The following is a 26803-nucleotide window of genomic DNA, read 5'->3' as shown; positions in this document are numbered from 1 at the left end:
CCAAGCGAAAGGATCCCGCCATGTCCGCCACCAAGATCCTCTGGGGCCAGATCCTCACGGTCTTCACCATCGTCCTGCTGACGACCTGGGCCGCCACGCAATGGACCGCCTACAGACTCGGCTTCCAGCCCCAGCTCGGGCCGCCATGGTTCATGCTCGGCCACTGGCCGATCTACTATCCGTGGTCCTTCTTTCCATGGTGGTATTTCTTCGACGCCTATGCGCCGCCGATCTTCGTCGAAGGCGCTTATATCGCGGCGTCGGGCGGCTTCGTCTCGATCGCCGTCGCCATCGGCATGTCGGTGTGGCGGGCACGCGAAGCGAAGAACGCCGAAACGTTCGGCTCGGCCCGCTGGGCACGCCATGACGAGGTTCGCGGCGCCGGCCTGCTTGGCGAGGACGGCGTGGTGCTCGGCAAGTATGACCGCGCCTATCTCCGACACGACGGCCCCGAGCATGTCCTGTGCTTCGCGCCGACCCGCTCCGGCAAGGGCGTTGGCCTGGTCGTGCCGTCGCTGCTGACCTGGCCGGGCTCGGCGATCGTGCATGACATCAAGGGCGAGAACTGGACGCTCACCGCCGGATTTCGCGCCCGCCATGGTCGCGTGCTGCTGTTCGATCCGACCAACGCGAAGTCAGCCGCCTACAATCCATTGCTCGAGGTGCGCCGCGGCGAGTGGGAAGTCCGCGACGTGCAGAACATCGCCGACATCCTGGTCGACCCGGAAGGCAGCCTCGAAAAGCGAAACCATTGGGAGAAGACCAGCCACGCGCTCCTGGTCGGCGCGATCCTGCATGTCCTCTACGCCGAGGAGGACAAGACTCTTGCCGGTGTCGCCGCCTTGCTCAGCGATCCGAAGCGTCCGATCGAGTCCACATTGGCGGCGATGATGAAGACCGCCCATCTCGGGGAGAGCGGACCGCATCCGGTGATCGCGTCGGCCGCGCGCGAACTGCTCAACAAATCCGACAACGAACGCTCCGGCGTGCTCTCGACCGCCATGTCCTTCCTCGGCCTCTATCGCGACCCCGTCGTCGCCGAGGTGACACGCCGCTGCGACTGGCGCATCGCAGACATCGTTGGCGCCCGGCAGCCGACCAGCCTCTACCTTGTCGTGCCGCCCTCCGACATCGCCCGGACCAAGCCGCTCATCCGTCTGATCCTCAACCAGATCGGCCGGCGCCTGACCGAGGACCTGAAGGCCAAGGGCAACCGCCACCGGCTGCTTCTGATGCTCGACGAGTTCCCGGCGCTCGGCCGGCTCGACTTCTTCGAATCCGCACTCGCCTTCATGGCGGGCTATGGCCTGAAGGCGTTCCTGATCGCGCAGTCACTGAACCAGATCGAGAAGGCCTACGGGCCAAACAACTCGATCCTCGACAACTGCCACGTCCGCGTCAGCTTCGCGACCAACGACGAGCGCACCGCCAAGCGCGTCTCCGATGCGCTCGGCACCGCGACCGAGATGCGCGCCATGCGCAACTATGCCGGCCACCGTCTCTCCCCGTGGCTCGGTCACCTGATGGTGTCTCGCTCGGAAACCGCGAGGCCGCTGCTCACCCCGGGCGAGATCATGCAGCTTCCACCCGCCGACGAGATCGTCATGGTCGCGGGCACGCCGCCGATCCGCGCGAAGAAAGCCCGCTACTACGAGGATCGCCGCTTCAAGGATCGGATCATAGCGCCGCCGGCACTGACTCGGCCGACCCAGGCAGGCACGGACGACTGGAGCTGGCTGCCGCTTCCGGCCCGGCCGGCGAGCGTGGTGTCAGCCGGCGCGGCCATCCTCGATGCGAGCGACGAAGATCCGACCGGATCGGAACGGCGTCACCAGCCGGAGCTGGAACGCGCCGCGCCCGTCGAGAAGAAGGCGCCGATCGAGAACGAGTTCGACGGCGGTTTCGACGACGAAGCTGATGACGACACGGCCCGTATCAGCCGCGCCAATCAGATCATGCAGGGCGTGGCGCGTCAGGTCTCACTCGACCCGAACGACGGCATGGAGCTGTGAGGCGCCCATGGTCAACCCATCGAAGAAGCAGCGCCTGTCCGTCTATCTCGAACCCGAGGTGATGAAGGCGCTCGCAGCCTACGCGGCGCGGCGCGATCAGTCGCGCTCCCTGATTGCCGAAGCGGCGATCGCGTCCTTCCTGTCGCCGGACGCCGCCGAACGCCAGGAAGCGGCGACGACCAAGCGTCTCGACCAGCTCGACCGGCGTATGACGCGCATGGAGCGCGACGTCGGTATTTCGATCGAGATGCTCGCCGTCTTCGTGCGGTTCTGGCTGACCACAAACCCGCCGCTGCCCGAGCCTGCCCAGGCTGCGGCGCGCGCCCAGGCTGGCGAACGATATGACGCCTTCGTCGCGGCGCTCGGGCGCAGGCTCGCCAAGGGCCCGAAGCTGCGACAGGAGATTTCCGACGACATAAACTCGGATGGGTCCCCGGGGTATCAGCCGAACCGGCAAAGATGACCTCGAGCTTGACTTATGCTGGGGCCGAACGGACGCCGGTCTCCGCTGCTTTTTCGATCGCAGCAATGACGCGATGCAGAGCAACTGCGTCATCGAAACTCGGCGCTGTGCGAGTGCCATCGCGCAGATCCTGGGCCATCCTCGCGTAGACCCGCGCGACGTTTCCTGGCTCCACTTCGTGCGGCAAACCAGCACGATATGAAACAGGAGTCTCCAGAGGCTGGAACACTTTCTCGTCTCCCCGCGCGGCCGCGAGGACAAGCTGCTCCATTTGTGCATGGCCGGAGGACCCCGAGATCCGTATGTCGCCTTCGGTGCCGTTGATCTCCCACAGCAAGCCATTGTAATCCCGCGCCTTGCCCCCGCGGTAGTGGACCGAGACCGGAACGCCAGAGGTTAGCATACCGCTAACCAGTACCTGATCCGGAACGGATGCGGGCAGAACCTCACCGGAGTCTATTGCAATTGCCGTCGGGCGCCGCGTTGCCAGAATCGCAGAGACTTCCGCAACATTGCCGAGGACGCTCATGAGCGCCGCCAAGGTGTGCCCCACCGGGATCGTCAATATCGAGGCGCCATTGGCGCGGTCCAGCAGGTAGCCGTAAGTCTTTTTGTCCGGGATAGTTCCGCTGCCCTGCAAAGCTCCACCGCACGCGACCAGTGAGGTCGACAGCACGTCGCCGACATATCCGGTAGCGATTAGTTGCCTGAGATGCGCGATCTCCGGCGCAAAGGGCGCCTGGGTTCCGACGACCCCTAGAACGCCTTTGGCCCGAACGAGTGCCGCCATTTCTTCGGCCTCGGCCAAACCGTTGCCGAGCGGCCATTCGCAGTAAACATGCTTGCCGGCTTTGATCGCCGCTTTCACAATCTCAAAGTGGTGTGGGACCTTCACGGCAACCGTCACGATGTCGACCTCGGGCGCAGCGATCAACTCGGCGACATCGGAAAAGGCCTTCGCCAAACCGACTTCGGCCGCCGCCGCTTCGGCGCTGGCCTTGCTCGTGTTGGCGACACCGACGATCTCGAAGGATTCGGAGAGAGCGCGCAACGCGGGAACATGCGCTCGTGCGGCCCAGCTGCGGCCCGACTGCAATCCGACGATACCAACTCTAAAGCGCTGCACCATCATCATTTTCGGCCCTTGGTCATACCGCCATCGTTTCTCTCAGCTCAAAGATTACGCCGTCGCGCTCTATGCGGAAATTCGGTATAATTGCCACTGATCTCCGGGATTTTGCACAGATGGTCGATTGGGAAGACATCCGCCATTTTCTGGCAGTGGCGCAGCACGGGACGCTTTCGGGAGCCGCTCGAAGCTTGAGAGTGGACCATGCTACAATCAGCCGGAGGCTCGCCGCGCTAGAAGCCGCGCTGAATGTCCGGCTGGTGGACCGCCTCCCCCGGTCGAGCCGTCTCACTCCGGTTGGCCGACAAGTACTCGAGCGAGCAGTCGAGATGGAGGCGGGTGCGAACGGCATCCTCCGCCTTGCAAAGGCCGCTCATGCCCCCCTCAGTGGGCGAATTAAGCTTAGCGCACCGCCCGTACTGGTCGCGCATCTTCTGGCCGCGCAGCTGCCACGCTTCCGGGCCGCTTACCCCGATATCAGGCTTTCGCTTTCCGCAGAAGGACAGCAGGTCTCACTAAGCCGTCGTGAAGCCGATGTCGCCCTACGGCTCGTAAAGCCGAATGAGGCAAACAGCGTAGCAAGAAAGATCGGCACGATGCCTTACGGGCTCTACGCCCACCGCTCGTATCCCCAACTGACGGCACCCGAAAGGTGGCAATTCGTTGCCTTCGATCCGAGCTTCGCACACATGCCGCAACAGCAGTGGCTGCTTAGAATGGCGGGAGATCGCCCCGTGGTATGCGAGTTGAATCAGATCAGCGAACACCTGATCGCCGTGAGGGCCGGCGTAGGCGTAGCTGGTCTGCCCTGCTTTCTCGGCCAACAGGATCGCGATCTCATCCGGATCGACCACGATGTGCCATCGTTCTCGCGCGATATTTGGCTCGCGGTACACCGCGACCTGCGCAACACGCCGACAATTCGTGCCGTGATGGATTTCACTACGGCTGTCGTCTCGGAAAATCGAGACCTATCCGTTAGATAGGCTAGCTTAGAGTTGCACGAGCGTACCTGCGGATGGCAGCGGGGCGCCTGCCCGCAGCACACCGCGCTCTATGGTTTCGCGAATACGCCTGTAGATTTCGCGATATTTCGGCGAGGTCTGTGGCATCACAAAATCATGTTCGACGCCCGCGCCAGCTTCGCTTTCCAACGCGCGGGACTCCATCAAGAATGGTTCGGTTGGCTCTCACCGCCGACTTTAGCCGGCGACCAAATCGGAGTGATCTTTCACGCTCAGGCGCGAGGCCGTGATTAGCGAGATCGGAACGCCGATTACGATGATGTGGGTGATCAACTCCCGAGCTATCCTGACCGCGCCCACATAGATCGGGCGGCCGATCAATGAGAGCGGGACGATCACATAATTCATCGCCAGGAAGAAGAGCGTGCCGAATACGATTGCCGATACCAATCGATGTTTGAGAAGAAGCGGCTGGCGCACTGCGGCCAAGTAAAATATCGCCGCCGCGCTGATAGTGATGAGGAAGTGCAGCGCAGCCCCGACGCCAGCCATCGGCGTACCGACCTGAATGACAGCCTCCTTCCCGAACAATGCCGCAGCCACGCCCATCCAGGCCCGCATCGCGGGCTGCCCCGCCATCATCATCATGGTCGAGGCGTAGATGAAGTCGATCGCGCCGGCGGTTCCCCCGGCGATCAAGATCGTGGCCAGTGCCCGGCTGTGGGTTCCGTCTTTTACATTGCTGTCAGTCATCACCTTTCCAATCCTTGTCAGGTAGTAGCGCAGGCCGGGATCGTGCGTGAGGCAGATCCAGGACGTCTCATTCTCGATCTGAGTCTCTCAGGCAGTGGATCGCACCTCGATGGCATCCGCGCCGGCAGGCGCGTGGCCAGATTCCGATCGCCTGATCATGGGCCATATCGGCTGTAGACGTGGTCGGTCGGCGATTGCGCATGGCAGGCCGCGCATTGCGTTTCGCCTTGCGCCACCGTCACGTTTCGCTCGGAGCGGCTGTCGCCGGCAAATTCCCCGAAGCGCCACGATCCATCCGTTTTCACCATCAGGTCGATGAAGCGGCGCCGGCCGGGGAACTCGGCGCCCTGAGCGGCGAGCGTCTCGTGATTGTCGAACACGATCACCGATCCGTCGGGGAAGTGTCCCGATCGATAGCCGTCCATGGCAGCCGGGTTGGCATAGATGCTGTGCATCCCGCCGAAGCGCTTGAAGGCCCCGCTGGTCGGTCCCACGACGGCGCTCCGGATGTGCGTCCAGCCGCGATAGCCGTCGGGAAATGGGATTTCCTCGGCAGCTCCCGTCGCCGCCCCGACGAGCATGAGCGCCGCGGGAAGGATCAGAAATTTGAGCTTGGTCATGAGCTCCCCTGCCCCTGTCGAAAAGCACGGTCCGTCGGCCGAACCCGCAAGGAACCTGCTGCTCGTAGCGACAAAGGAGAGCCATCGGCATTCGGCCAAGGGCCGGATCCGTTCGGCGAAATCGCGTCACGATTGAGCCAATTGCCTACCATCGTCTTTGCGACCCCGCAGGAGCGCGGCAATCCAGTCCGGCAGGCCTGGATCGCCACGGCGCTTCGCGCCTCGCGATGACGTGAGCGGGGACGCGCGTTTTACGGAGGCATTCACCGCGCCAGGCGTCGCAATTCTCCGGCGCGATCGCGGCTCACCGAAATGGTCGCGCCGCTGGTCATCGTGACGCTCAGGCGTCCGTCGATCCCCCGCGCGACGCGCGCGACATGATCCAGATTAATGATGTGCGAACGATGCACGCGAATGAAGGGCGGGCTCGGCAACCGGTGTTCGAGCTCGCGCATGCGGATGCTGGCGAGATAATCGCGGTCCGCGCCGTGGAGCAGCACATAATCGTCCTGCGCCTCGATATTCATGATGGCCGCCAGGCTGACCGGTATCAGCGCGGTGCCGCTGCGAACGAGGATCCGTTCGAGCGGGCGTGCGGGATCGGGCCCGAAGATTTGCTGCGCGCGCGCGAGCATCGCCTCGGCCTGCCCCATTTCGATCGCCCGCCGGGCGCGCTGCAGCGCGGCCACGCACCGTTCGGCCACGATCGGCTTGAGCACATAATCGAGCGCCTGGAGCTCGAACGCACGCACGGCGAACTCGTCATGCGCGGTGGTCAGGATGACGGCCGGGACCCGGTCCAGCTCCCTCAGGCGCGCGAGCACGTCGAGTCCGGACACTTCCGGCATTCGGATGTCGAGCAGGACGATGTCGGGACGAAGGCGGACGATCCCGTCATAGGCCGCACCGCCATCTGCGGCCTCGCCCACGATGGTCAGCCAGTCCAGCTTGGCCGCGACCGATCGCAACCGCCTGCGCGCGAGCGCCTCGTCATCGGCAATGAACAAGCGCATCACCATGACGCGCCCGGTGCCTGTCGGTGTGCCGGAAGCGAGAGCCGAACGCATGTCCCGCCCTGCGGCGCGCGCCCAATCCGCAATTCGCTCTGTCCCGGGAAGCGGATTTCGAGCTGACGGCGGACGATATTCAGGCCCATGCCGGGTGATCGATTTAATGCCTCCGGATCGCAGCCGGGCCCGTCGTCCCGGATCTCGACGATCAGGCTCTGGCGATCGAGATGGGCCAGTAGCCGCACCGTCCCGCCGGACCTGCGTGGCGCGATCGCATGCAGGATCGCGTTCTCGATGATGGGTTGCAGGATGAGCGATGGCACGAGCCGGTCCAGCGTCTCCTCCTCTATCGCCTCGACGACCCGAAGCCGATCGCCAAGGCGCAGCTGCTCGAGCGCGAGATAGTTGCGGATGAAGCCGAGTTCGTCGCGCAACGTCACATCGATCCGCCCGCCGCCGCTGGTGCGCGTGGCATGGCGAAGAAGCTCCGACAGGCGCTCGAGCGCCGACTGCGTGGCGACGGTGTCTTCCTCCGCGAGCTGGATGATCGAGTTCAATGCGTTGAACAAGAAATGCGGATTGAGCTGGGCGCGCAGTGCGTGGAGTTGCGCCCTTGTGGTCGCGAGCCTTTGACGGTCGAGGCGCCGCCGCGTCCATATGGATTGCTCGATCCCGACCGCGGCGGCGTAGAGCAGGATGCCATCGAGCATCTGCCACGGCGCGAAGTTGCGCAGATAGTTGGCAGCGCTCTTTGCCTCGGCAGCGAGGAGCAGCAGGTAGATGGTGGCCGCCCAGGCGAACGCGAAGATCAGGGCCCCAGCCACATGCGCGGGAATGGCGAAGGAGGGCGCGGTGCGCCCGCGCATCCGCTTCGAGAAACGCAAGGCGATCCACACGAGCAGTGCACCCGGCATCGCGAGAATGAAGGCGGCCGTGAACGCCCGCCACCGGGGGACGCCCTCGAACATGTAGATCGGCGCGAGGAGGCCGGTCGCGGCGATGCCGCCCAGGACCGAAAGCGCGAGCGATCGGCTCCAATGCGGCGCGTCGAGGTCGCCATCGGCCCATTGATCGGCTTCGACCGCTTCCCCGTCTGGCGCGCCGGTGTCGTTCATGGGTTTATCCTCGCTGCAAATGCGCGCCGCACAACTCCAAAGTGAGTTCGCCGGCGGATGCGCGGGCAATTCGGCGAACGCGCGTCCTCGGTCGGTGAACAGCATCCTACGTGGTCGGCGCCGGGCTAGTGGGGCCTGGATTGTTCGACCAGTCATGGGTTGCCGGCCGCGCGAAGCCGGCGGTGGACAGCATCGGCGTGCTCGTCAACGGCCGGCTGGAGGTGCGCAACGCCCAGTCTGTGCGGCGGTTCACAGCGAGCGTTAGCGTCGACGACACCGCCACCGACAAGACCCATGCCGTGACCTTCGCCGTCCATAGCGACAGCATGCGGCGGGATCCTGGGTTTTCCAGGCCATGATTACAATCCCGGCACGACGTTGCCTCGCACGCGCGCGCGACGGCGCCGCCACGGCTTCGTCGCCCGCAACCATGGCTCCGGCTACCTCGCCGGCACCGAGACTCCCCTGCCGGTTTGGACGACCGGCTTCATCGTGCCGCCGGGAATATAGTCGAGGTGTTCGACGGTCACCGATTGGCGACCGAGCGCTCCCTTCTGATTGCCGATCGTCAGCGTGGCATTGTGCAGGAACATAAACCATTTGCCTTTGAACTCGGTGATGCCGGGATGGATGGTGAAGCTGCCCTTGGCCGCGCCGGTCAGTTCGCCGCGGACGCGCATGGAGCGCGACGTCGGCGCCCTAGATTAGTGAAACCGTTTATCGAGCGCCTGCGCGACGCGCGGTAAGCAGCGATTGTAGCAACTCAAGAATTCGTCGACTCCGCCAACCGCCTGTCTTTGCACGCTGGGCTACTACTACGCCCTCCTTACTGTTGCCGAGCGCCGGCATCCGGTTCTCTTAATCATCCCCGATCCAGGGACGGCCTGACGCGGTCCCGCAAAGAACGGGGACGAGGTGGCCAGTTCTTCCGAGAAATCTGAGGCGATACTTCGCGGAGCCCGCATGCTGCGGACCGCACTCGGCCCCGCCATCGCCGGCTTTCTTGGAGACGCCAATGTCGTCGAGGTGATGCTCAACCCCGACGGCCGCCTCTGGATCGACCGCCTCTCGGAAGGCCTGTTCGACACGGGCGAGCGGCTCTCGGCAGCCGACGGCGAGCGCATCGTCCGTCTGGTCGCCCACCATGTCGGCGCCGAGGTCCATGCCGGCAATCCGCGCGTCTCAGCCGAGCTGCCGGAGACGGGAGAGCGGTTCGAGGGTCTGCTGCCGCCCGTGGTGGCGGCGCCGGCTTTCGCGATCCGGAAGCCGGCCGTCGCGGTATTCACCCTCGATGACTACGTCTGGACGGGCGTCATGTCCGCCGCGCAGGCGGACATCTTGCGCCAGGCGGTCGCCGATCGCCGCAACATCCTCGTGGCTGGCGGCACCTCGACCGGCAAGACGACGCTGACCAACGCGCTGCTCGCCGAAGTATCGAAGACCTCCGACCGTGTGGTGTTGATCGAGGACACTCGCGAGCTGCAATGCGCCGCGCCGAACCTCGTCGCCATGCGCACGAAAGACGGCGTCGCGACGCTCTCCGACCTTATCCGCTCCTCGCTGCGCCTGCGCCCCGACCGCATTCCGATCGGCGAGGTGCGCGGCGCCGAAGCGCTCGACCTGCTCAAGGCCTGGGGCACCGGCCACCCCGGCGGGATCGGCACCATTCACGCCGGCACGGCGCTCGGCGCGCTGCGCCGCCTCGAGCAGCTCATCCAGGAAGCCGTCGTCACAGTCCCGCGCGCGCTGATCGCCGAGACGATCGATCTCGTCGCGGTCCTCTCGGGCCGCGGCTCGACCCGGCGCCTGGCCGAACTCGGTGGCGTCGAAGGGCTCAACCCCGATGGCGACTACCTCGTCCGCCCCGCAACCCAGCCCCCCGAAGGAGAACCTGCATGATCCGCCGTGCCCTGCATTTTCGTCGCCATGTGGCGACGACCGCATCCGTCATTCTGGCTAGTGTACTGCTGGCCCCTGCCGCCCACGCTTCCGGCTCCTCGATGCCGTGGGAAGCACCGCTGCAATCGATCCTCGAATCCATCGAAGGGCCGGTCGCCAAGATCATCGCGGTGATCATCATCATCGTCACCGGCCTGACGCTCGCCTTCGGCGACACGTCGGGCGGCTTCCGCCGCCTGATCCAGATCGTCTTCGGACTGTCGATCGCCTTCGCGGCGTCGAGCTTCTTCCTATCCTTCTTCTCGTTCGGCGGTGGGGCGCTCGTCTGATGGCGGGCCTGATCGAGAGCGGCGGCGACGTGCCGGGCTACACCGTCCCGGTCCACCGGGCGTTGACCGAGCACATCCTGCTCGGCGGGGCGCCTCGGGCGATCGCCATCCTTAACGGCACGTTGGCCGCCGCTCTCGGTCTCGGTCTTCGCCTCTGGCTGGTCGGCCTCGGTCTCTGGGCCATCGGCCATTTCGCAGCAGTTTGGGCGGCAAAGCGGGATCCGCAATTCGTCGACGTCGGCCGCCAGCATCTCCGCATCCCCGGTCACCTGAACGTCTGAGGCGGGCCCCCATGATGAACCTTGCCGAATATCGCCGCACCTCGACCCGCCTTGCAGACTTCTTGCCCTGGGCTGCGCTGGTCGCGCCCGGCGTCGTCCTCAACAAGGACGGCTCGTTCCAGCGTAGCGCGCGCTTCCGCGGACCCGATCTCGACTCCGCCGTGCAGGCCGAGCTCGTCGCCGTCGCGGGCCGCCTCAACAGCGCATTCCGCCGCCTTGGCAGCGGCTGGGCGATCTTCGTCGAGGCGCAGCGCCATGCCGTCGGCGCCTATCCAGCGAGCCGCTTTCCCGACGCCGCCTCGGCCATGGTCGATGCCGAGCGCAAGGCCGACTTCGAGGAGGATGCCGTGCACTACGAGTCGAGCTACTTCCTCACCTTCACCTTCCTGCCGCCGGCTGAGGAGGCCGCGCGCGCCGAGAGGTGGCTTTACGAAGGCAGGGCTGAGCGCGGCGTGGACGCCTGGGAAGCGCTACGCGGCTTCATCGACCGCACCGACCGCATCCTGCAACTCGTCGAAGCCTTCATGCCGGAATGCGCGTGGCTCGATGATGTCGAGACCCTGACCTATCTGCACTCGACCGTCTCCACGAAGCGCCACCGCGTGCGCGTTCCCGAGACGCCGATGTATCTCGACGCGCTGGTCGCCGATCAGCCGCTTACCGGCGGCTTGGAGCCGCGCCTTGCCGAGGCGCATCTGCGTATCCTGACAATCGTCGGATTCCCGACCGCGACGACGCCCGGCATCCTCGACGATCTCAACCGGCTCGCCTTTCCGTATCGCTGGTCGACGCGGGCGATCCTGCTCGACAAGACCGACGCCACCAAGCTGCTGACCAGGATCCGCCGACAGTGGTTCGCCAAGCGCAAGTCGATCGCTGCGATCCTCAAGGAGGTGATGACCAATGAGGCGAGCGCCCTGGTCGACACCGACGCCGCCAACAAGGCCGCTGATGCCGATCTGGCGTTGCAGGAACTCGGCGCCGACTATGCCGGTCAGGCCTATGTCACAGCCACGATTGCCGTTTGGGACAACGATCCCCGCGTCGCGTCGGAAAAGCTCCGTCTCGTCGAAAAGGTGATCCAGGGGCGCGACTTCACCGCGATGCCCGAGACGATCAACGCGGCCGACGCCTGGCTCGGATCGCTGCCGGGCCACGTCTATGCCAATGTCCGCCAGCCGCCGATCTCGACGCTCAATCTCGCCCACATGATCCCGCTTTCGGCGGTGTGGGCGGGGCCGGAACGGGATGAGCACTTTGGTGCGCCCCCCTTGCTTTACGGCAAGACCGAAGGGTCCACCCCGTTCCGGTTCTCCATTCACGTCGGCGACGTCGGTCACACCTTGGTGGTCGGTCCAACCGGCGCGGGCAAGTCGGTGCTGCTGGCGCTGATGGCGCTGCAGTTTCGCCGTTACGCCGGTGCGCAGGTCTTCGCCTTCGACTTCGGCGGCTCGATCCGCGCTTCCGCGATCGCCATGGGTGGCGACTGGCACGATCTGGGCGGTGGGTTGACTGAGGGCTCGGCCGATAGCGTCGCGCTTCAGCCGCTCTCCCGGATCGACGAGGCAGCCGAACGTGCCTGGGCCGCCGACTGGATCGTCGCGATCCTGATGCGCGAGAGCATTCCTGTGACTCCCGAGGTCAAGGAACTGATCTGGACCGCGTTGTCGTCGCTGGCCAGCGCGCCCACGGCCGAACGCACGATGACCGGCCTGTCAGTGCTGCTGCAGTCGAACGATCTCAAACAGGCGCTGCGCCCATATTGCGTCGGCGGGCCCTATGGCCGTCTGCTCGACGCGGAGAGCGAGCATCTCGGCATCGCCACCGTCCAGGCCTTCGAAACGGATGGCTTGATCGGAGCGGCTGCGGCCCCGGCGGTTCTCTCCTATCTGTTTCACCGCATCGAGGACCGGCTGAACGGCGAGCCGACCCTGATCATTGTCGACGAAGGTTGGCTTGCCCTCGACGACGAGGGCTTCGCCGGCCAGCTCCGCGAGTGGCTGAAGACGCTGCGCAAGAAGAACGCCAGCGTCGTCTTCGCTACACAGTCGCTCTCCGACATCGACGGCTCGGCGATCGCACCGGCCATTATCGAGAGCTGCCAGACCCGGCTCCTGCTCCCGAACGAGCGCGCAATCGAACCGCAGATCACGACGATCTATCGGCGCTTTGGCTTGAACGATCGACAGATCGAGATCTTGGCGAGGGCCATGCCCAAGCGGGACTATTACTGCCAGAGCCGCCGCGGCAACCGGCTCTTCGAGCTAGGGCTCTCGGACGTCGCGCTGGCGCTCTGCGCGGCATCCTCCAAGACCGACCAGGCGGCCATCGCCCGTATCGTCACCGAACACGGGCGCGAGGGCTTCCTCGCCGCGTGGCTGCGCCATCGCGGCGTCAATTGGGCTGCGGATCTCATCCCCAACCTCACTAACCTGGAGAAAACGTCATGAAACTGCGTCATCCCCGCGGAGCAAGGCTGGCATTGTCGCTGCTTGTCGCTCCCGCAGCACTTGCGCCCGTGTTCGCGACGCCTGCCCAAGCCATCATCGTCTACGACCCCACCAACTATGCGCAAAACGTGCTGCAAGCGGCTCGCGCGTTGCAGCAGATCAACAACCAGATCACTTCTCTGCAGAACGAAGCGCAGTCCCTAATCAACCAGGCGCGAAACCTCGCCAGCCTACCATTTTCGTCGCTCCAACAGCTCCAGCAGTCCGTGCAGCGGACCCAGCAACTCCTTCAGCAAGCGCAGGGCATTGCGTACAACGTCCAGAATATCGACCGGGCGTTCCAGACCAACTACGGGTCCGGAAGCGCGTCGATGAGCGCCTCCGACCAACAGCTCGTCGCCCAGGCAAAGGAACGCTGGAACAACACGGTCACCAGCTTGCAGGACGCGATGCGCGTTCAGGCCGGCGTCGTCAGCAACATCGACACCAACCGCACGCAAATGTCGGCGCTTGTCGGTCAGAGCCAAGGCGCAACCGGCGCCTTGCAGGCAACCCAGGCCGGCAACCAGCTCCTCGCGCTGCAGGCTCAGCAACTTGCCGATCTCACCGCAGTCGTCTCCGCCAATGGCCGGGCTCAGGCACTCGCGGAGGCCGAGCGATCTGCCGCAGCCGAACAGGGCCGCGAGCAGCGCCGTCGTTTCCTCACGCCGGGCGTCGGCTACCAGCCCGGCAATGCGCAAATGTTCCCCGGCAGCAACTGAGGGCGCGGCGATGGACGGAAAGATCCTTGCACGTCTCGGCGCTATCGGCTTCGTGACCTTCGCAATCACGGCGACGGCCATCGAACTGTCCCGCAAGGACGAACCGCCACTTTATCGCAACGTCGCCGCAGCGACCGAAACGGGCACGGACCCGCTCAAGATTGAGCTGCGGCGCTGCCAGCAGCTCGGCGAGGCCGGCACCCACGATCCTGCCTGTCTCCAAGCGTGGGCAGACAACCGCGACCGCTTCCTGAAGCCGTCGCAAGCCCTGCAACCGCAGCCGGCGCCGCAGACGCCCGGCCAGCAAGGGCAACCACAGAATCCTCCACCTGCCCCCAACCCGGCCGTCGACAAGACCGCGCCGGCGATCGACTCCCACACGAACGAGGCGCGCTGAGATCATGGGCGGCACAGGCGTTATCGACCACTTCCTGGAGGTCTTCACCCGCTACATCGATAGCGGTTTCGGCCTCCTCAGCGGCGAAGTGGCCTTCATCGCCACCACGCTGATCGTGATCGACGTTACCCTCGCCGCGCTGTTCTGGAGTTGGGGCGCCGACGACGACATCATGGCGCGCCTCGTCAAGAAGACTCTGTTCGTCGGAGTGTTCGCTTACCTGATCGGCAATTGGAACAACCTGGCCCGCATCATTTTCGAGAGCTTCGCGGGCCTCGGCCTCAAGGCGTCCGGGACCGGCTTCACGATCGCCGACATGATGAGGCCCGGAAAGGTTGCACAGACCGGACTTGATGCTGGGCGGCCGCTGCTCGACTCCATTTCCGACCTGATGGGCTACTGGAGTTTCTTCGAAAACTTCATCCAGATCGCGGTGATGCTGCTCGCCTGGGCGCTCGTGCTGCTCGCATTCTTCATCCTCGCCATCCAGCTCTTCGTCACGCTGATCGAGTTCAAGCTGACCACCCTCGCCGGCTTCGTGCTTATCCCGTTCGGCCTCTTCGGCAAGAGCGCCTTCATGGCCGAGCGCGTGCTCGGCAACGTCATCAGCTCCGGCATCAAAGTACTGGTTCTCGGCGTGATCATCGGTATCGGATCGAGCCTCTTCTCCGAATTCACTGTCGGCTTCGGCGGTCGCACGCCGACGATCGACGAAGCGATGGCGATCGTGCTCGCGGCATTGACGCTGCTCGGTCTCGGCATCTTCGGCCCTGGTATCGCTAATGGCCTCGTCTCCGGCGGACCGCAGCTCGGCGCAGGTGCCGCAGTCGGCACCGGGCTTGCCGCTGGCGGCATGGTGGCCGCCGGGGCCGCTACGGTTGGCGCTGTCGCGTCCGGCGGCGCGGCGCTAGCGGGCGGTGCAGCCGCGGCAGCCCGTGGTAGCGCGGCCTTCGCAGGCGGCGCATCAACCGCATACAGCCTGGGCGCCGCAGGCCAGACGGGCGCCTCGGGCGTGGCCGGCGGCTTGGGCGGCGTAGCGCGGGGCGCCGGGTCCGCGGCCATATCACCTCTGCGTCGTGCCGCCGAGCGCGCGTCGTCGAGCATGCGTTCCAGCTTCGCCGATGGAGCCCGATCCGCCTTCGAGGCAACCGGGGGCTCCTCGACCATGGGCACCGTCGGCGAAGCGGCCAACGACGCCGCTCCAAGCCCTGGGGGCGGCGCCGATCAGCCGCCCGCCTGGGCCCGCCGCATGAAGCGCTCCCAACAGATGAGCCACGCCGTCTCGACCACCGTCCATGCTGTGCGCAGCGGCGATAGCCACGGCGGCGGCTCATCCATCAATCTCTCCGAAGGTGACCGCTGATGTTCCGACGACCCTCGACGCACTATGGAAAAGCTCCTGAGCCTGAAACACCGTATCAGCGCGCCGCGCAGGTCTGGGATGACCGCATCGGCTCGGCACGCGTCCAGGCGCGCAACTGGCGCTACATGGCGTTCGGCTCGCTCTTCCTCTCGGCGGAATTCGCGGCTGCACTGGTCTGGCAATCGGCCCGTGGCACGGTCGTTCCCTGGGTGGTTCAGACCGATCGGCTCGGTCAGGCGCAGGCGATCGCACCGGCGACGGCCGATTACCAGCCGACGGATCCGCAGATCGCCTTTCACCTCGCGCGCTTCATCGAGCAAGTCCGCTCGATCCCGGCGGACGCGATTATCGTGCGCCAGAACTGGTTGCGCGCCTATGACTTCACGACAGACCGAGGAGCAGCGGCGCTCAACGACTATGCGCGCTCGAACGATCCCTTTGCCAAGGTCGGACGCGAGCAGATCGCCGTCGACGTCTCGAGCGTCATCCGCGCGTCTCCCGACAGCTTCCGTGTCGCATGGATCGAGCGCCGTTATGAGAACGGCCAGCTCGCCGAAACAACCCGCTGGACGGCGATCCTTACCATCGTCGTCCAAGTCCCCCGCAACGCCGATCGGCTGCGCGCCAACCCGCTGGGGATTTACGTCAACGCAATTTCTTGGTCACGGGAGCTTGGACAATGACGATGCCGATTTTCCGTAAAGCCGGAGAACCGGCTTTCCGTACACACACATTGGCGGCTTTACTGCTTTCCGCGACAGCGCTTGCCGGCTGCGCGACGGTGCAAAAGCCGCCCGAGATCAGCTACGACGACGCCCCCGTCGCCGTACAGACGACCGACCCGCCGGCACCGGTCCAGGTCGTGGAGCTGCCGAAGCCGCTTCCGTTGCCGGGCCAGATGAAGCCGGTTGAGGAATCTAGGCGTGGGGCCGAGCCGGTCGATCCCACGGCCCGCGTCAACCAGGCCAACGCCGCCGCCCGCATCCAGCCAGTGCGCGACGGCTTCATCAACTCCATGCAGGTCTATCCGTTCACGCAAGGGGCGCTCTATCAAGTCTACACCGCCGTCGGACAGATCACCGACATCGCTCTCCAGCCTGGCGAGCAGCTGGTGGGATCAGGACCGGTGGCCGCGGGCGACACGGTCCGATGGATCATCGGGGACACGCAGAGCGGTTCCGGCGCGGCGCTTCAGGTCCATATCTTGGTGAAGCCCACCCGCGCCGAGCTGATGACCAATCTGGTCATCAACACCAATTTGCGCACGTACCACATGGAGCTGCGCTCGACCGAGCGCACTTATATGGCCTCGGTCTCCTGGCAATATCCGCAAGACCAGCTCATCGCGCTCCGCCGTCAAAACGCCGAGGCGACGGCGACCCAGCCGGTGGCGACAGGCGTCGATCTCTCGCGCATCAACTTCCGCTACGAGGTAAGCGGCGACCGCGCGGCATGGCGGCCGCTGCGCGCATACGATGATGGCCGGCAGGTCTTCATCGAGTTTCCGCGGGGTATCGGTCAGGGCGAGATGCCGCCGCTTTTCGTTGTCGGCGCCGATGGCAACACGTCCGAACTCGTCAACTACCGGGTCCGCAACAACTACATGGTCGTCGATCGGCTGTTCGCGGCGGCCGAGCTGCGCTTCGGCTCGGGCGACTCCCAGAAGCGCGTCCGGATAACCCGCACCGACGGGAGGCCAGCGTCGTGAACGGTGAGCCGAACGAAGAAGAGGAAGCCGGTACGCCGCTGACCGGATCAGCGCCGGCGGCGGCCGCGCCGATGCGGTTGCGCGCCGAAGCGCCGCGCGTCACGCGACTATCGCGCAAGGTGCTCGCCGGTCTCGGCCTGGTGGCGAGCCTCGGCCTCGGCGGCGCGCTGGTCTATGCGCTGCAGACGCGTAATGGCGGCCGTCCGCCCGAGGAGCTCTATTCGACCGACAACCGCTCGACGGCGGACGGCCTTCAAGGCCTGCCGCGCGACTATACCGGCGTGCCCCAGCTCGGGCCGCCATTACCCGGCGATCTCGGCCGGCCGATCGTCAGCGCTCAGAACCGCGGCCAGCCCATGCCGACGCCCGGCGTGGCACCGGCGCAACCGGGCATGAGCCCGGAGGAGCAGCGCCGTTTGCAGGAGATCGAGACGGCGCGCACCAGCCGGCTGTTTGCAGCGTCCGAAGCCCGCAACGCCGTGCCAGTCGCGACCAATACTCCGCCCCTGGCGCAGCCCGACCTCACGAGCCTGGGCCTCGCGCCGCCGGCGGCGACGCCTACGACGCAAGAACGACAGCAGGCCTTCCTCAACGCCCCGGTCGACCGGCGTACTGTTGCGGCCGACCGGATCGCTGCGCCAGCATCGCCTAACATCCTGCAGGCGGGCGCAGTCATCTCGGCGGCGCTGATAACCGGCATTCGGTCCGACCTGCCAGGTCAGATCACGGCTCAGGTCACTGAAAACATTTACGACAGCCCGACTGGCCGCATCCTGCTCATCCCGCAAGGAACGCGCGTCATCGGCCAGTACGACAATAACGTCCAGTTCGGGCAAAGCCGCGTGCTGCTGGTCTGGAACCGCCTGATCTTCCCGAACGGCCGCAGCATCGTGCTCGAGCGTCAACCCGGCGCCGACGCCGAGGGCTATGCCGGCTTGCAGGACGGCGTCGACTATCACTGGTGGGATCTCGCCAAGGCGGCCGGCCTTTCGACGCTGCTCAGCGTCGGCGCCGAACTGGCCACCAATGACGACGACCGGCTGATCCAGGCGATCCGCAATGGTGGCCAGGACACGATCAACGACGCTGGCCAGCAGATCGTCCGACGCCAGCTCAACATTGCCCCAACGCTCACGATCCGGCCCGGCTTCCCGGTTCGCGTGATCGTCACCCGCGATCTGGTACTCGAGCCTTACGGAGCCTAACATGGTAAAGCTCAAGCTTGGTCCAATTCCGGACGAAAAGCCCGTGAAGGTGACCTTGGAAGTACCGGCATCCCTTTACCGGAACTTAGTCGCCTACGGTGAAGCACTCGGGCGGGAAAACGGCAGCTCGCCGATTGATCCGAACCGGCTGATAGTTCCGATGCTCGAAAGGTTCATCGCAACAGATCGCGCGTTTGCCAGATCTAAGCACAGCGCAAGCCCATCGGGTTGAAGCAAGGGCATGCAGTGGGGCTTTTTGCAAACCCCTATGGCTAGCAGCCGCCGGCCTTGAGACTGTCGGGGGCAAAGGCTTGACGGACATCTAGAGCACTAGCTGTCGCTGCTCGGCGACGCGGGCGCAACGGAGCAGGCAATTTCTACTTCGCATTATCGATAGGCTCTGATGATACCGCCCGTCTCACCACCCTCCACGCAATTGGCATACGCTCGGATGAGCCGCTCCATCGCTACTGGTTCCATGCCTGGGAAAAGGTGGCCGAAATCTTCCACGGAGTCGGCGACCATTGTAGGACTTACCGCATTGATGCGCAGCCCGCGCGGCAACTCGATTGCCGCTGACAGAACAAAGCTATGCAGCCCCCCGCTTATGACGGCGCCGCCGGTAACGCCTGGCCAAGCTTCGTCTGCGAATATGCCAGTCGTTAGCGTGAAGGACCCGTTGTCGGCGAGGTAACGTTGCCCGATCAATACCAGATTAATTTGGCCGAAGAACTTCCCACGCATGTTCTCAAGTAATTCTGATTCAGTTAGGTCGGCAAAGCGATCTAGAGCGCCCGAGGCGGCGACGCAGACGCAAGCGTCAACACGTCCGATCTTCTGATACATCTGTTCGATACTTTTCGCCGAAGTGATGTCGACCGACACATCGCCGCCTGAACGAGCGGCAGTAATAAGCTCGTGCCTCTTCGAGAGTTCAGCGCATAGCGGGCGCCCGATTGTCCCAGATGCCCCAACCACAACGATTCTCATCGCAATCGTCCTCCTGCTTTCGACGGTTTGAAAGCAAAATTGCGCGCTTGGTTTGAAAAGATAATACGCTATTATCTGATAGCACCTTTAAGGAAATGATGCATAATGAGAGGGAGCGAGTTTGCCGATCTCAAGGCGTTCGCCGCAATTGCCGAGTACGGAAGTTTTTCTAGCGCCGCGAGGACACTGGGAATTTCTCCATCGGCGTTGAGCCAGCGCATGCGCGAGTTCGAGGCCCGTTTAGATGTGCGGCTTCTCAACCGCACGACGCGAAGCGTCGCACTAACGAAACAAGGCCAAGCACTTCTCGATAGTATCGTACCGCTCTTCGCCGGATTTGATCAGGCCATAGCCGAACTGACCAGCACTTCGGGCGAAGTTGGTGGTTTGCTGCGGCTTAACATCTCGCGTGTTGCTGCGATGTACCTACTGGGGCCACATCTGAAACGGTTTCACGACGCTCATCCAGCCGTGACGCTCGACATCACCATTGAAGACGTCCTTTCTGATATCGTCGCGGGCCGATTTGATGCTGGTATTCGTCTCGGCGAGACCCTCGAAAAAGACATGGTGGCAGTTCGTATCGGCGGCCGACGCGAATCTATGGTAGTCGCGAGCCCAGACCTTATTAAGCGGTTGGGCGGTCCGGAAAGTCCCCGCGACCTACACCGATTCCCATGCATCCGCTTCCGCTGGCCAGGAGCCATGAACGTATATCGCTGGGAGTTCGAACGGGCCGGTGAGACCCTGGAGGTCGACGTTGAAGGCCCCCTTATCTCAAACGATACGGCCATGATGCTGACGGGAGCGGAGCAAGGGCTTGGTCTCGCCTATCTGCTCGACGTGGAGGCAAGAGAACGGGTTGAGGAAGGCCGGCTCGTGCGCCTTCTTGCCGACTGGACGCCACCGTTCGACGGTTTTTACCTATATCACCCAAGCGCAAGACAAATGCCGAAGCAGCTCCGGGCGTTCATCGACTTTTTAACGGTTCGCGTCGGACGTTAGCTGGCTGGGACACAGTCGGGGCCCGGCGGCTGCAGCGCTATTCTCAGCCTTTGTGAAGGTCGGCTCAGCACGCGAAGGCGATAAAATTGGTTCCCATGTCACATTCGGGCGGTCTGCATCGTCTTGGTAGCGCATCCAGACAGAGGGAGACCACATGACCACTCGCATCAGTCCTTTCGTCGCTGCGCCGCAACTCGTGCAGCAACTCATGGATTATGGCCGCACGCTCCTCGACAATGGCCTTGAACAGGACCTGGTCCGGCTAGTCGCGATCCGCACGTCTCAAATTAATGGCTCGGCAGCTGGGCTTCAGCTCTACTATTCAGAGGCCCGTAAGGAGGGACCGCTCGACCCCCGGCTGGATCTTGTGGTTGCTTGGCGTGACACCGATGTGTTCACCCCACGAGAGCGAGCCGCCTTGGGTTGGGCCGAAGCCCTGACTCGTGTCGCTGAAGCGCGAGTTACGGATGAGGCATATCAGCTCGTGAAGGCTCAGTTCACCGACGAAGAACATGTGCGCCTCACTTTGGTGATTGGCGTACTTAACACCTTCAACCGGCTGGCAGCCGGACATGGCCTCAGAGCAACAGCGGACGCACGCCCGCAAGCGGCCTGACGCCCGTCGAGCAATCCCGCACCCGACCCGCTCCGCTACGCCGGTGCGGGTCGCCTGCGGGTCCAGAGTCCCCCAGCCTTCAGTGCAGAAACCGGCATGAAGAGAATCGCAGTTTACGGCTGTTACGGCCTGACAGGGTCGCTTGTGGTCAGAGAACTCGTAACGCGGGGATATGAACCCGTGCTGTGCGGCCGGGATGCTGATGCTCTGTCACTGCTTAGCCGAAACCTTGGGTCGAGGAACTATACCGCCACCGCGCACATCGACGACCCCTCGTCTCTCGATCGCATGCTGGACAACGTTGATGCGGTGCTGAACTGTGCTGGTCCCTACAGCAACACCAGCCTACCGATAGCGACGGCCGCAATACGTAATAGGGTCCACTATCTTGACCCAAACGCCGTCGAGCAGCTGGCGGCCAAGAGGCTTTTTGATGAGCTAAACACGGCGGCCAAGCAAGCCGGCGTTTCCGTGGTGCCTGTTATGGGCATTTTCGGCGGGCTTGGCGATGCCTTGGCCGACGTTGCCTCAAAAGGTAAGCCAAACATTGAAGAGGTGATTATCGCCTACAAGGTGGATGGCTGGATCCCGACGCGAGGCTCACAACTTACGTCAAGCTTGCTCCAATCTACGAAGCGGTTGGCATTTGAATCGGGTGCGTTTCGGGAGGTGGCCGCAAGCCGCGCTGTCGAAGAGTTCAACTTCGGCCCTGAAGCCGGCAAGGCGCTGGTTCTCAGCGATTACCCTGGCTCTGAAATTGCGACCGTGCCGCGACATCTCCCGACGAAACGAGTCGCTGTGAAGATGACGCTCAGCACCATCCAGGATTTGGCGTCAGTTGACCCCGCGCAGGCCTCCTCGGTGGATTCCGAGACGCGCTCGAAGAGCACCTTTTCGGTGGTGGTCGATGTGCGAGACCCGCGAGGCACGACACGGGTGACTGCCGCGGGAAACGACATCTACGGAATCACGGCGCCATTCATGGTCAACGCCCTTGAACTGCTTCCGTCGGCCAAGACGGGCGTGTGTAGCCCGAGTGAAGCTTTCGGAGGCAGACGGCTAGTCGAGGCGGTTCGTTCTCACGGTTTCGTTCACGAGCTCACACACGTGTCGGGCGACTCATGACCATGGCGCTTTCCGAAACGGCGCAGCAACTTCTCGAAATCGCCAATGAGCTGGAGGCTGCAGCCAAACACGTCATCACCGCTCACGTTCACTTCTCAGGCGGGGAAGTTCCCCGCGGTTGTGCACATGTGCTCGCGTTGGAGGGGCACATCCTAAGGGTACGTCATCTGCTCGATGACATCCAGTTGAGGCACGCCGAACACGCTCGACCATAGTGCCAAACGTCCGACCGGCATGACCGCTTAGTCCTGTCGTACCCACTTACCGTCGACCAAGCGCATTCCATTTTTGCCGTACAAAGAACTCTTCGTTACCTCGTTCGCCCCTGCCTGGATCTCAAGTTTGAGAGTGTTTTTCTGGCCTTCACTTAGATTGACGAAATCGGCTTCGGTAAGATTATATTTTTTAAGGACGGCAGCTCTTGCGGATCCGTTCAGAACTTCCGCAAAGGCTTTTTCAAAGTCGGCGCTAACTGGCCCACCCCCTTCGCTCATTGGGCGCAAGTATCGATAGTTCGAAGCCTGTGTTGGCGAGATGGTAGTTTCTGGAATTTTGTTCGTATCGGCCATGGAATATTCCTCCTGCTAGTGGTGTGGCGCACGGCCATGTATTTGGCTTGTCAATGAGCGGCTTATGCTCTGCAGCTAGCCGAATCCGTCAGCCATCCCCTGACAAGGCGTCGGATAAGATCGGCTGAGCTGTCGGTCAGATGAACCCTATCGGAGTGCACCTTTAGCCCGGCTCTCCTGCCTATCTCGTCAAAGCTTCGCTGTAGGATGTAGTGCTGAGCTGCGGACCAGAAGAGCCCGCCCAGAGGGAATTTAAACGCACGACCAGGTACGCCATCGCGCTCACGGTGCGCCGATTTGATCTGCGCAGACAAAGCTTCGCCAATAGGAAGATAATCTACACCGGTACGCTCAGCTACTTCTTCGATTGCGCGATTGCAGCCCGCGATGCAGAGATTGGTTTCATCCGTCAAATTCTCGCCGAGCGGCGGAATAGAGAGCAGCGCGATGCGCGATGCACCGCCATCCTTCAGCCGAGTAATAATCGCAGCGAGATTTTCCCCCAATGCGCCAGAGTTGCCTTGGAGCACGTCGTTCACCCCAATCATGATGGTTGCGAACGTCGGCTGCAGCCGGGCAATCTTGTCGACACGTTTAAGGACTGCCTCCGACGTGTCCCCGTTTTGGCCGAGGTTCAGCACCTGTATCCCCCCACCGGAGAGATCTTCGCGTAGGGAGGCGACATAATCGCCGCTCAACGTTGCGTGTGTAAGGCTGTCACCCACACAGACGAGGACGAGATCGCCGGTCGATAAGCGCCCGGCCCCACGAATGGGGGCCCGAACGAACGCCATGTAGACGAGCCAGATAAAGACACAAAGGAAGCCCGCGCCTGCGATCAGGAGCGTCGCAAGAATGCCGGACATGCGATCGCCTCCGTACCCCGTTTATCGATTTCACGATTCGATATAGTTATATATATCGAAATCGTCAACGAGGTCCTAATGCTGGCGCCCTCCTTCCCACGCGCTGTCCAATTGGCACGCTTTTTTTATTGTCCGAAGCCGTTCAACCGCCGGTCCGCCCTGACCACATCCGCCCTTTTTGTGGATGTGATGTCACGTTTCGCCAACCTCGATCGTCATGAGCGTGGACCAACGAAAGGAGTCCGCCCATGACCGTCCGACTTGACCCTCTTGCCGCCGCCCCTTCCCTCATGAGGGAGTGGCACCGCAGTTCCGTCGCCCTCATCTCAGGCTTCGACCCCCAACTATCTGAGCTCGTCAAGATTCGCGCATCGCAGCTGAACGGCTGCGCGAACTGCATCAACATTCACACCTACATGGCCCGCAGCAACGGTGAGTCCGAACAACGAATCGATCTTGTTGCCGCCTGGCGCGACGCCCCGTGCTACAGCGATCGGGAACGTGCCGCGTTCGCTTGGACTGAAGCACTTACCCGGCTGTCTCACGAGCACACGCATGAGAGCGCCTACGACGAGCTAAAGGCTCACTTCAGGGACGAAGAAATCGTGGCGCTGACGATGACTATTATCGTCATCAACGGCTGGAATCGGATTGCTGTGGGCTTCGGCGGTTGGGCCGATCCGGCTGCGATCAAGGCACAAGCGGCTTGATCGCGCCCGGCGCCCCAGAGGACCCAGCCGCGATATTCGAGCGGCTGCATCCCAAACTCCTGCGCGTGGCGTACCGGATGATAGGTTCGGTCCACGATGCACAAGATGTGGTGCAGGACGCCTTCGTCCGATGGATGGGGGCAGACCGGTCTGAGGTACGCGAGCCCGAGGCGTTTATCCAACGAACCGTCACGCGCCTTTGCCTTGACCTGCTGAAGTCTGCGAAACGCCAACGTGAGACCTATCTGGGTCCTTGGCTTCCCGATCCAATCGTCGACGATGACGGAGACGACGACGTCACGCTTCCGCTCATGTTGGCGTTAGAGAGACTGACGCCGCTCGAACGTGCGGCATTCCTGCTTCATGATGTCTTTGGGTTGTCATTCGACGAGATCGCCAAGACGATCGATCGTGATGTCGCAGCCTGCCGCCAGCTGGCGGCACGGGCCCGCAGCCACGTTCGAGAAGCAAGGCCACGATTTCAGATCGAGAAGGAACGAGGGCTCGAAATTGCCCGCGCATTTTACGTCGCGTCCCGCAGCGGCGATATGGCTGCACTCGGCAAGATGCTTGCCGCTGATGTCAGCGTTCACGCGGATGGCGGAGGCAAGCGTCCCGCGGCATTGGAGCCTGTCGTCGGCTTAGCGGAAGTCATGAAGCTCCAAGCACGCCTAGCGACTATGTTCGCCGCAACCGTGTCGAAACTGGTTCGAGTTGGCTTCATCAACGGTCTTCCCGGCTTCGTCAGCCAAGAAGCTGACGGCGAATACTCAACGACCGCCCTCGACATTGAAGAAGGTAAAATTGCCGCGATTTACGTCGTACGCAACCCAGACAAACTCAAACACCTACACTAGGCCGAGATGCAAAAAGTCCAGAGACCGAATGATCTACATTCCAGCCAACGCGAGGAACGATGCAGCTATTAGTCATCGGAGCGAGCGGCAGAACCGGCCGACATTTCATTGAGGCGGCGCTCGCCCACAAACACCGCGTGACAGCGCTCATACGAAAGAGCAGCGACCTGGCTCCCCGGACCGGATTGGACAACGTTTATGGAGATCCGCGCGACCCCCAAGCATTAGCAGTTTTGCTCGCGCAGAAAGACGGGGTGGTTTCGTGCCTGGGACAAACATCCAGTAAGGACGACCATCTTCTCCGTGACAGTAGCGCCGCGCTGATCGGCGCTGCAAAGGGCCGCGAAGCACTGCGTTATATTGTTGTCTCACAAGGCCTCCAGTTTCCCACACGAAACCCGATGCTCGTCTTCCTTCGGTGGATTTTGGCGAAGTATGTTGCGGACACTGCAGATATGGAAACCCTGCTCCAGCAAAGCGCACTGGACTGGACCATCGTCCGGCCTCCGCGACTCTTGGAGGGCGGCCCGCCCAGCGGATTCCGCACGAACCTCGGCGCCATGCCGCCGGGCCGGCGGTCCATGCAGCGCGCGGACCTCGCGGCGCTCCTTCTCGAATTGGTGGAGACCGGCGCGCATCGTCGACAGATCGTTGCCGTCACCGCCCGGTGATTACCCAGCCTGGCGGCTGCTAACACCCTCTAAGCAACGCTGGCAAATCTCTAGGTAGGAATATCGAGGGTTTGAGAGAGGATTATCCTATGCCTTCTAGAGTCGTGCGAGTGTTGACCTTCAATGTCTGGAACAATCAAGGGGACGCACGTCGAACCGAAATGATCAATCGCGAGATCATTCGATTGCAGCCAGACCTTATTTCATTGCAGGAAGTGATCCGCACCCACGAAGACAATCAGCTTGGCAGGCTTTTAGCGGGGCTAGATTTTTCGGTCACGCACCAGACAGACTTGCAGCGGTACACGCCTCCCTTCCTGGAAAAATATGGTGGCGCGGCAATAGCAAGCCGGTGGCCTCACAAATGTCTCGAAGTAATCGATGGACGAACTTCAGGCGTTAACGATGTGCCCTGGGCGACTCTAGCCGCATCCGTGGCGATCCCAGATCTTGGAGATCTTCTGTTCATCGGAACGACCTCCGCTTGGCGCCTGAATGCTGAGATTGCCCGCGAGCGGCAAGCGCTGGGCGTTACGGACCTCGACGCCCGCCATCGAACGACACTGCCGAGCGTCATCGCTGGCGATTTCAATTCTTCGCCGGATGCGGCGAGCATTCGGTATCTAACCGGTCTCCAGTCGCTGGAAGGCAGGAGCGCGCACTATCACGACGCCTGGGCGACCGCTGGCGAGGGGGAAGGTCTGACTTGGACCACCCTAAATCCAAATGCTGCTGACGTTATCGAGCAAATTGTCGGACAACTTCGGCATGGCCGGCGGATCGACTACATTTTTCTCGGCGGCTGGGACGCTCATCCACGAGCAAAGGCAAAGGTAGTCGATATCAAACTCGCGTTCGACAAGCCAATCGACGGTCTCTGGCTAAGCGATCACTTCGGCGTGCTCGCAGATATCGAAATCTCCGCCGCTTAGGT

32 protein-coding genes are annotated in these 26803 nt (G+C 63.1%); 22 read left to right on the top strand and 10 right to left on the bottom strand.

The genetic code is table 11. The annotated features are described in order from the left end of the window. The first annotated feature begins 20 nt into the window (after positions 1–20). Together EB815_RS20645 and EB815_RS20640 are read left to right on the top strand one after the other, a co-directional pair. Positions 21–2012 (top strand): conjugal transfer protein TraG, encoded by a 1992-nt coding sequence (locus tag EB815_RS20645; protein WP_065005614.1) that lies wholly within the window; start codon positions 21–23, stop codon positions 2010–2012. A gap of 7 nt (positions 2013–2019) precedes the next feature. After that, entirely contained in the window at positions 2020–2475 is a 456-nt protein-coding gene (locus EB815_RS20640; protein WP_065005613.1) for a ribbon-helix-helix protein, CopG family, read from the top strand. Positions 2476–2488: 13 nt separating this feature from the next. Here the strand turns inward: EB815_RS20640 and EB815_RS20635 are convergent, their stop codons facing one another. Beyond that, positions 2489–3610 carry a Gfo/Idh/MocA family protein gene (locus tag EB815_RS20635; protein ID WP_245303381.1) on the bottom strand — a complete coding sequence of 374 codons (1122 nt, stop codon included), beginning with the start codon at positions 3608–3610 and terminating at the stop codon, positions 2489–2491. A 110-nt stretch (positions 3611–3720) separates the two neighbouring features. Here EB815_RS20635 and EB815_RS20630 point away from each other — a divergent pair, with 110 nt between their 5' ends. Next, on the top strand, positions 3721–4590 hold the full coding sequence (locus EB815_RS20630) for a LysR family transcriptional regulator (RefSeq protein WP_065005647.1): 870 nt from the start codon (positions 3721–3723) through the stop codon (positions 4588–4590). Between the two features lie 6 nt (positions 4591–4596). On the opposite strand, the gene EB815_RS20625 is transcribed toward EB815_RS20630, so the two are convergent. From EB815_RS20625 to EB815_RS20605, 5 genes are all read right to left on the bottom strand, one after another. Next, entirely contained in the window at positions 4597–4758 is a 162-nt protein-coding gene (locus EB815_RS20625) for a GntR family transcriptional regulator (protein WP_171883307.1), read from the bottom strand. A gap of 48 nt (positions 4759–4806) precedes the next feature. Beyond that, entirely contained in the window at positions 4807–5322 is a 516-nt protein-coding gene (locus EB815_RS20620; protein ID WP_065005612.1) for a hypothetical protein, read from the bottom strand. Between the two features lie 155 nt (positions 5323–5477). Beyond that, positions 5478–5942 (bottom strand): cytochrome P460 family protein, encoded by a 465-nt coding sequence (locus tag EB815_RS20615; RefSeq protein ID WP_065005611.1) that lies wholly within the window; start codon positions 5940–5942, stop codon positions 5478–5480. 263 nt (positions 5943–6205) lie between these two features. Further along, on the bottom strand, positions 6206–6949 hold the full coding sequence (locus EB815_RS20610; RefSeq protein ID WP_171883306.1) for a LytR/AlgR family response regulator transcription factor: 744 nt from the start codon (positions 6947–6949) through the stop codon (positions 6206–6208). A 5-nt stretch (positions 6950–6954) separates the two neighbouring features. Continuing rightward, complete coding sequence (locus EB815_RS20605) at positions 6955–8067, bottom strand: sensor histidine kinase (protein WP_065005610.1); 1113 nt, start codon at positions 8065–8067, stop codon at positions 6955–6957. Between the two features lie 140 nt (positions 8068–8207). Between EB815_RS20605 and EB815_RS20600 the strand changes: the two genes are divergently transcribed. Then, positions 8208–8426: a hypothetical protein gene (locus tag EB815_RS20600; protein ID WP_065005609.1), complete on the top strand. Its 219-nt coding sequence runs from the start codon at positions 8208–8210 to the stop codon at positions 8424–8426. Positions 8427–8507: 81 nt separating this feature from the next. Here EB815_RS20600 and EB815_RS20595 read toward each other — a convergent pair whose 3' ends face one another. Continuing rightward, positions 8508–8747 carry a hypothetical protein gene (locus EB815_RS20595; protein WP_065005608.1) on the bottom strand — a complete coding sequence of 80 codons (240 nt, stop codon included), beginning with the start codon at positions 8745–8747 and terminating at the stop codon, positions 8508–8510. A 283-nt stretch (positions 8748–9030) separates the two neighbouring features. Between EB815_RS20595 and trbB the strand changes: the two genes are divergently transcribed. The 11 genes from trbB to EB815_RS20540 all read left to right on the top strand — a co-directional run bounded on the left by trbB (position 9031) and on the right by EB815_RS20540 (position 18692). Then, positions 9031–9966 carry a P-type conjugative transfer ATPase TrbB gene (gene trbB, locus EB815_RS20590; protein WP_065005607.1) on the top strand — a complete coding sequence of 312 codons (936 nt, stop codon included), beginning with the start codon at positions 9031–9033 and terminating at the stop codon, positions 9964–9966. After that, positions 9963–10295, top strand: a complete 333-nt coding sequence (locus EB815_RS20585) for a TrbC/VirB2 family protein (RefSeq protein ID WP_065005606.1) — start codon at positions 9963–9965, stop codon at positions 10293–10295. Before trbB ends, EB815_RS20585 begins: the two co-directional genes overlap by 4 nt. Continuing rightward, a complete protein-coding gene (locus tag EB815_RS20580; RefSeq protein WP_065005605.1) occupies positions 10295–10576 on the top strand; it encodes a VirB3 family type IV secretion system protein in 282 nt (93 codons plus the stop codon). Before EB815_RS20585 ends, EB815_RS20580 begins: the two co-directional genes overlap by 1 nt. An 11-nt stretch (positions 10577–10587) precedes the next feature. After that, the gene (gene trbE, locus EB815_RS20575) at positions 10588–13026 is read left to right on the top strand and encodes a conjugal transfer protein TrbE (RefSeq protein ID WP_065005604.1); all 2439 of its coding nucleotides are present in this window, start codon (positions 10588–10590) and stop codon (positions 13024–13026) included. Further along, on the top strand, positions 13023–13787 hold the full coding sequence (gene trbJ / locus EB815_RS20570) for a P-type conjugative transfer protein TrbJ (protein ID WP_065005603.1): 765 nt from the start codon (positions 13023–13025) through the stop codon (positions 13785–13787). The genes trbE and trbJ overlap by 4 nt, the downstream gene beginning before the upstream one ends. Before the next feature lie 10 nt (positions 13788–13797). Then, positions 13798–14184: a putative entry exclusion protein TrbK-alt gene (gene trbK-alt, locus EB815_RS20565; RefSeq protein WP_065005602.1), complete on the top strand. Its 387-nt coding sequence runs from the start codon at positions 13798–13800 to the stop codon at positions 14182–14184. 4 nt (positions 14185–14188) lie between these two features. Then, positions 14189–15547, top strand: a complete 1359-nt coding sequence (trbL, locus tag EB815_RS20560; RefSeq protein ID WP_065005601.1) for a P-type conjugative transfer protein TrbL — start codon at positions 14189–14191, stop codon at positions 15545–15547. Next, positions 15547–16230 (top strand): conjugal transfer protein TrbF, encoded by a 684-nt coding sequence (gene trbF / locus EB815_RS20555; RefSeq protein WP_065005600.1) that lies wholly within the window; start codon positions 15547–15549, stop codon positions 16228–16230. Before trbL ends, trbF begins: the two co-directional genes overlap by 1 nt. Before the next feature lie 2 nt (positions 16231–16232). After that, positions 16233–17255: a P-type conjugative transfer protein TrbG gene (gene trbG, locus EB815_RS20550; protein ID WP_245303385.1), complete on the top strand. Its 1023-nt coding sequence runs from the start codon at positions 16233–16235 to the stop codon at positions 17253–17255. Positions 17256–17326: 71 nt separating this feature from the next. Then, on the top strand, positions 17327–18460 hold the full coding sequence (locus EB815_RS20545) for a TrbI/VirB10 family protein (RefSeq protein WP_432430897.1): 1134 nt from the start codon (positions 17327–17329) through the stop codon (positions 18458–18460). A 1-nt stretch (position 18461) separates the two neighbouring features. After that, complete coding sequence (locus EB815_RS20540; RefSeq protein WP_065005597.1) at positions 18462–18692, top strand: DUF2274 domain-containing protein; 231 nt, start codon at positions 18462–18464, stop codon at positions 18690–18692. A 155-nt stretch (positions 18693–18847) separates the two neighbouring features. On the opposite strand, the gene EB815_RS20535 is transcribed toward EB815_RS20540, so the two are convergent. After that, a complete protein-coding gene (locus tag EB815_RS20535) occupies positions 18848–19450 on the bottom strand; it encodes a short chain dehydrogenase (protein WP_065005596.1) in 603 nt (200 codons plus the stop codon). Between the two features lie 105 nt (positions 19451–19555). Here EB815_RS20535 and EB815_RS20530 point away from each other — a divergent pair, with 105 nt between their 5' ends. From EB815_RS20530 to EB815_RS20520, 3 genes are all read left to right on the top strand, one after another. Then, positions 19556–20455: a LysR family transcriptional regulator gene (locus EB815_RS20530; RefSeq protein ID WP_065005595.1), complete on the top strand. Its 900-nt coding sequence runs from the start codon at positions 19556–19558 to the stop codon at positions 20453–20455. Between the two features lie 154 nt (positions 20456–20609). Then, positions 20610–21071: a carboxymuconolactone decarboxylase family protein gene (locus tag EB815_RS20525; protein ID WP_065005594.1), complete on the top strand. Its 462-nt coding sequence runs from the start codon at positions 20610–20612 to the stop codon at positions 21069–21071. A 96-nt stretch (positions 21072–21167) separates the two neighbouring features. Further along, positions 21168–22196: a saccharopine dehydrogenase NADP-binding domain-containing protein gene (locus tag EB815_RS20520; RefSeq protein ID WP_065005593.1), complete on the top strand. Its 1029-nt coding sequence runs from the start codon at positions 21168–21170 to the stop codon at positions 22194–22196. A gap of 242 nt (positions 22197–22438) precedes the next feature. Here EB815_RS20520 and EB815_RS20515 read toward each other — a convergent pair whose 3' ends face one another. Together EB815_RS20515 and EB815_RS20510 are read right to left on the bottom strand one after the other, a co-directional pair. Continuing rightward, a complete protein-coding gene (locus tag EB815_RS20515; protein WP_155772527.1) occupies positions 22439–22765 on the bottom strand; it encodes a hypothetical protein in 327 nt (108 codons plus the stop codon). A gap of 62 nt (positions 22766–22827) precedes the next feature. Then, entirely contained in the window at positions 22828–23631 is an 804-nt protein-coding gene (locus tag EB815_RS20510) for an SGNH/GDSL hydrolase family protein (protein WP_065005590.1), read from the bottom strand. 248 nt (positions 23632–23879) lie between these two features. On the opposite strand from EB815_RS20510, the gene EB815_RS20505 reads away from it, so the two are divergent. The 4 genes from EB815_RS20505 (at position 23880) to EB815_RS20490 (ending at position 26801) form a co-directional block, all read left to right on the top strand. Continuing rightward, a complete protein-coding gene (locus EB815_RS20505; RefSeq protein ID WP_065005589.1) occupies positions 23880–24341 on the top strand; it encodes a carboxymuconolactone decarboxylase family protein in 462 nt (153 codons plus the stop codon). Next, positions 24341–25198 carry a sigma-70 family RNA polymerase sigma factor gene (locus EB815_RS20500; RefSeq protein ID WP_065005645.1) on the top strand — a complete coding sequence of 286 codons (858 nt, stop codon included), beginning with the start codon at positions 24341–24343 and terminating at the stop codon, positions 25196–25198. The genes EB815_RS20505 and EB815_RS20500 overlap by 1 nt, the downstream gene beginning before the upstream one ends. A 59-nt stretch (positions 25199–25257) precedes the next feature. Then, positions 25258–25869 carry an NAD(P)-dependent oxidoreductase gene (locus EB815_RS20495; protein WP_065005588.1) on the top strand — a complete coding sequence of 204 codons (612 nt, stop codon included), beginning with the start codon at positions 25258–25260 and terminating at the stop codon, positions 25867–25869. Between the two features lie 110 nt (positions 25870–25979). Then, a complete protein-coding gene (locus EB815_RS20490; RefSeq protein ID WP_245303380.1) occupies positions 25980–26801 on the top strand; it encodes an endonuclease/exonuclease/phosphatase family protein in 822 nt (273 codons plus the stop codon). Positions 26802–26803 lie beyond the last annotated feature (2 nt).

The organism is Mesorhizobium loti (genome assembly GCF_013170705.1).
In the GTDB taxonomy this organism is placed as follows: domain Bacteria; phylum Pseudomonadota; class Alphaproteobacteria; order Rhizobiales; family Rhizobiaceae; genus Mesorhizobium; species Mesorhizobium loti_D.
Note: the sequence above shows the minus strand (reverse complement) of the source record. Positions and strands in the feature narration are given on the sequence as shown.

Bases quoted from the DNA above. Each gene is read 5' to 3' on its own strand.
- EB815_RS20645 (WP_065005614.1), top strand. From the start codon at position 21: ATGTCCGCCACCAAGATCCTCTGGGGCCAGATCCTCACGGTCTTCACC.
- EB815_RS20640 (WP_065005613.1), top strand. From the start codon at position 2,020: ATGGTCAACCCATCGAAGAAGCAGCGCCTGTCCGTCTATCTCGAACCC.
- EB815_RS20635 (WP_245303381.1), bottom strand. From the start codon at position 3,610: ATGATGATGGTGCAGCGCTTTAGAGTTGGTATCGTCGGATTGCAGTCG.
- EB815_RS20630 (WP_065005647.1), top strand. From the start codon at position 3,721: ATGGTCGATTGGGAAGACATCCGCCATTTTCTGGCAGTGGCGCAGCAC.
- EB815_RS20620 (WP_065005612.1), bottom strand. From the start codon at position 5,322: ATGACTGACAGCAATGTAAAAGACGGAACCCACAGCCGGGCACTGGCC.
- EB815_RS20615 (WP_065005611.1), bottom strand. From the start codon at position 5,942: ATGACCAAGCTCAAATTTCTGATCCTTCCCGCGGCGCTCATGCTCGTC.
- EB815_RS20605 (WP_065005610.1), bottom strand. From the start codon at position 8,067: ATGAACGACACCGGCGCGCCAGACGGGGAAGCGGTCGAAGCCGATCAA.
- EB815_RS20595 (WP_065005608.1), bottom strand. From the start codon at position 8,747: ATGCGCGTCCGCGGCGAACTGACCGGCGCGGCCAAGGGCAGCTTCACC.
- trbB (WP_065005607.1), top strand. From the start codon at position 9,031: ATGCTGCGGACCGCACTCGGCCCCGCCATCGCCGGCTTTCTTGGAGAC.
- EB815_RS20585 (WP_065005606.1), top strand. From the start codon at position 9,963: ATGATCCGCCGTGCCCTGCATTTTCGTCGCCATGTGGCGACGACCGCA.
- EB815_RS20580 (WP_065005605.1), top strand. From the start codon at position 10,295: ATGGCGGGCCTGATCGAGAGCGGCGGCGACGTGCCGGGCTACACCGTC.
- trbE (WP_065005604.1), top strand. From the start codon at position 10,588: ATGATGAACCTTGCCGAATATCGCCGCACCTCGACCCGCCTTGCAGAC.
- trbJ (WP_065005603.1), top strand. From the start codon at position 13,023: ATGAAACTGCGTCATCCCCGCGGAGCAAGGCTGGCATTGTCGCTGCTT.
- trbK-alt (WP_065005602.1), top strand. From the start codon at position 13,798: ATGGACGGAAAGATCCTTGCACGTCTCGGCGCTATCGGCTTCGTGACC.
- trbL (WP_065005601.1), top strand. From the start codon at position 14,189: ATGGGCGGCACAGGCGTTATCGACCACTTCCTGGAGGTCTTCACCCGC.
- trbF (WP_065005600.1), top strand. From the start codon at position 15,547: ATGTTCCGACGACCCTCGACGCACTATGGAAAAGCTCCTGAGCCTGAA.
- trbG (WP_245303385.1), top strand. From the start codon at position 16,233: ATGCCGATTTTCCGTAAAGCCGGAGAACCGGCTTTCCGTACACACACA.
- EB815_RS20545 (WP_432430897.1), top strand. From the start codon at position 17,327: ATGCGGTTGCGCGCCGAAGCGCCGCGCGTCACGCGACTATCGCGCAAG.
- EB815_RS20540 (WP_065005597.1), top strand. From the start codon at position 18,462: ATGGTAAAGCTCAAGCTTGGTCCAATTCCGGACGAAAAGCCCGTGAAG.
- EB815_RS20535 (WP_065005596.1), bottom strand. From the start codon at position 19,450: ATGAGAATCGTTGTGGTTGGGGCATCTGGGACAATCGGGCGCCCGCTA.
- EB815_RS20530 (WP_065005595.1), top strand. From the start codon at position 19,556: ATGAGAGGGAGCGAGTTTGCCGATCTCAAGGCGTTCGCCGCAATTGCC.
- EB815_RS20525 (WP_065005594.1), top strand. From the start codon at position 20,610: ATGACCACTCGCATCAGTCCTTTCGTCGCTGCGCCGCAACTCGTGCAG.
- EB815_RS20520 (WP_065005593.1), top strand. From the start codon at position 21,168: ATGAAGAGAATCGCAGTTTACGGCTGTTACGGCCTGACAGGGTCGCTT.
- EB815_RS20515 (WP_155772527.1), bottom strand. From the start codon at position 22,765: ATGGCCGATACGAACAAAATTCCAGAAACTACCATCTCGCCAACACAG.
- EB815_RS20510 (WP_065005590.1), bottom strand. From the start codon at position 23,631: ATGTCCGGCATTCTTGCGACGCTCCTGATCGCAGGCGCGGGCTTCCTT.
- EB815_RS20505 (WP_065005589.1), top strand. From the start codon at position 23,880: ATGACCGTCCGACTTGACCCTCTTGCCGCCGCCCCTTCCCTCATGAGG.
- EB815_RS20495 (WP_065005588.1), top strand. From the start codon at position 25,258: ATGCAGCTATTAGTCATCGGAGCGAGCGGCAGAACCGGCCGACATTTC.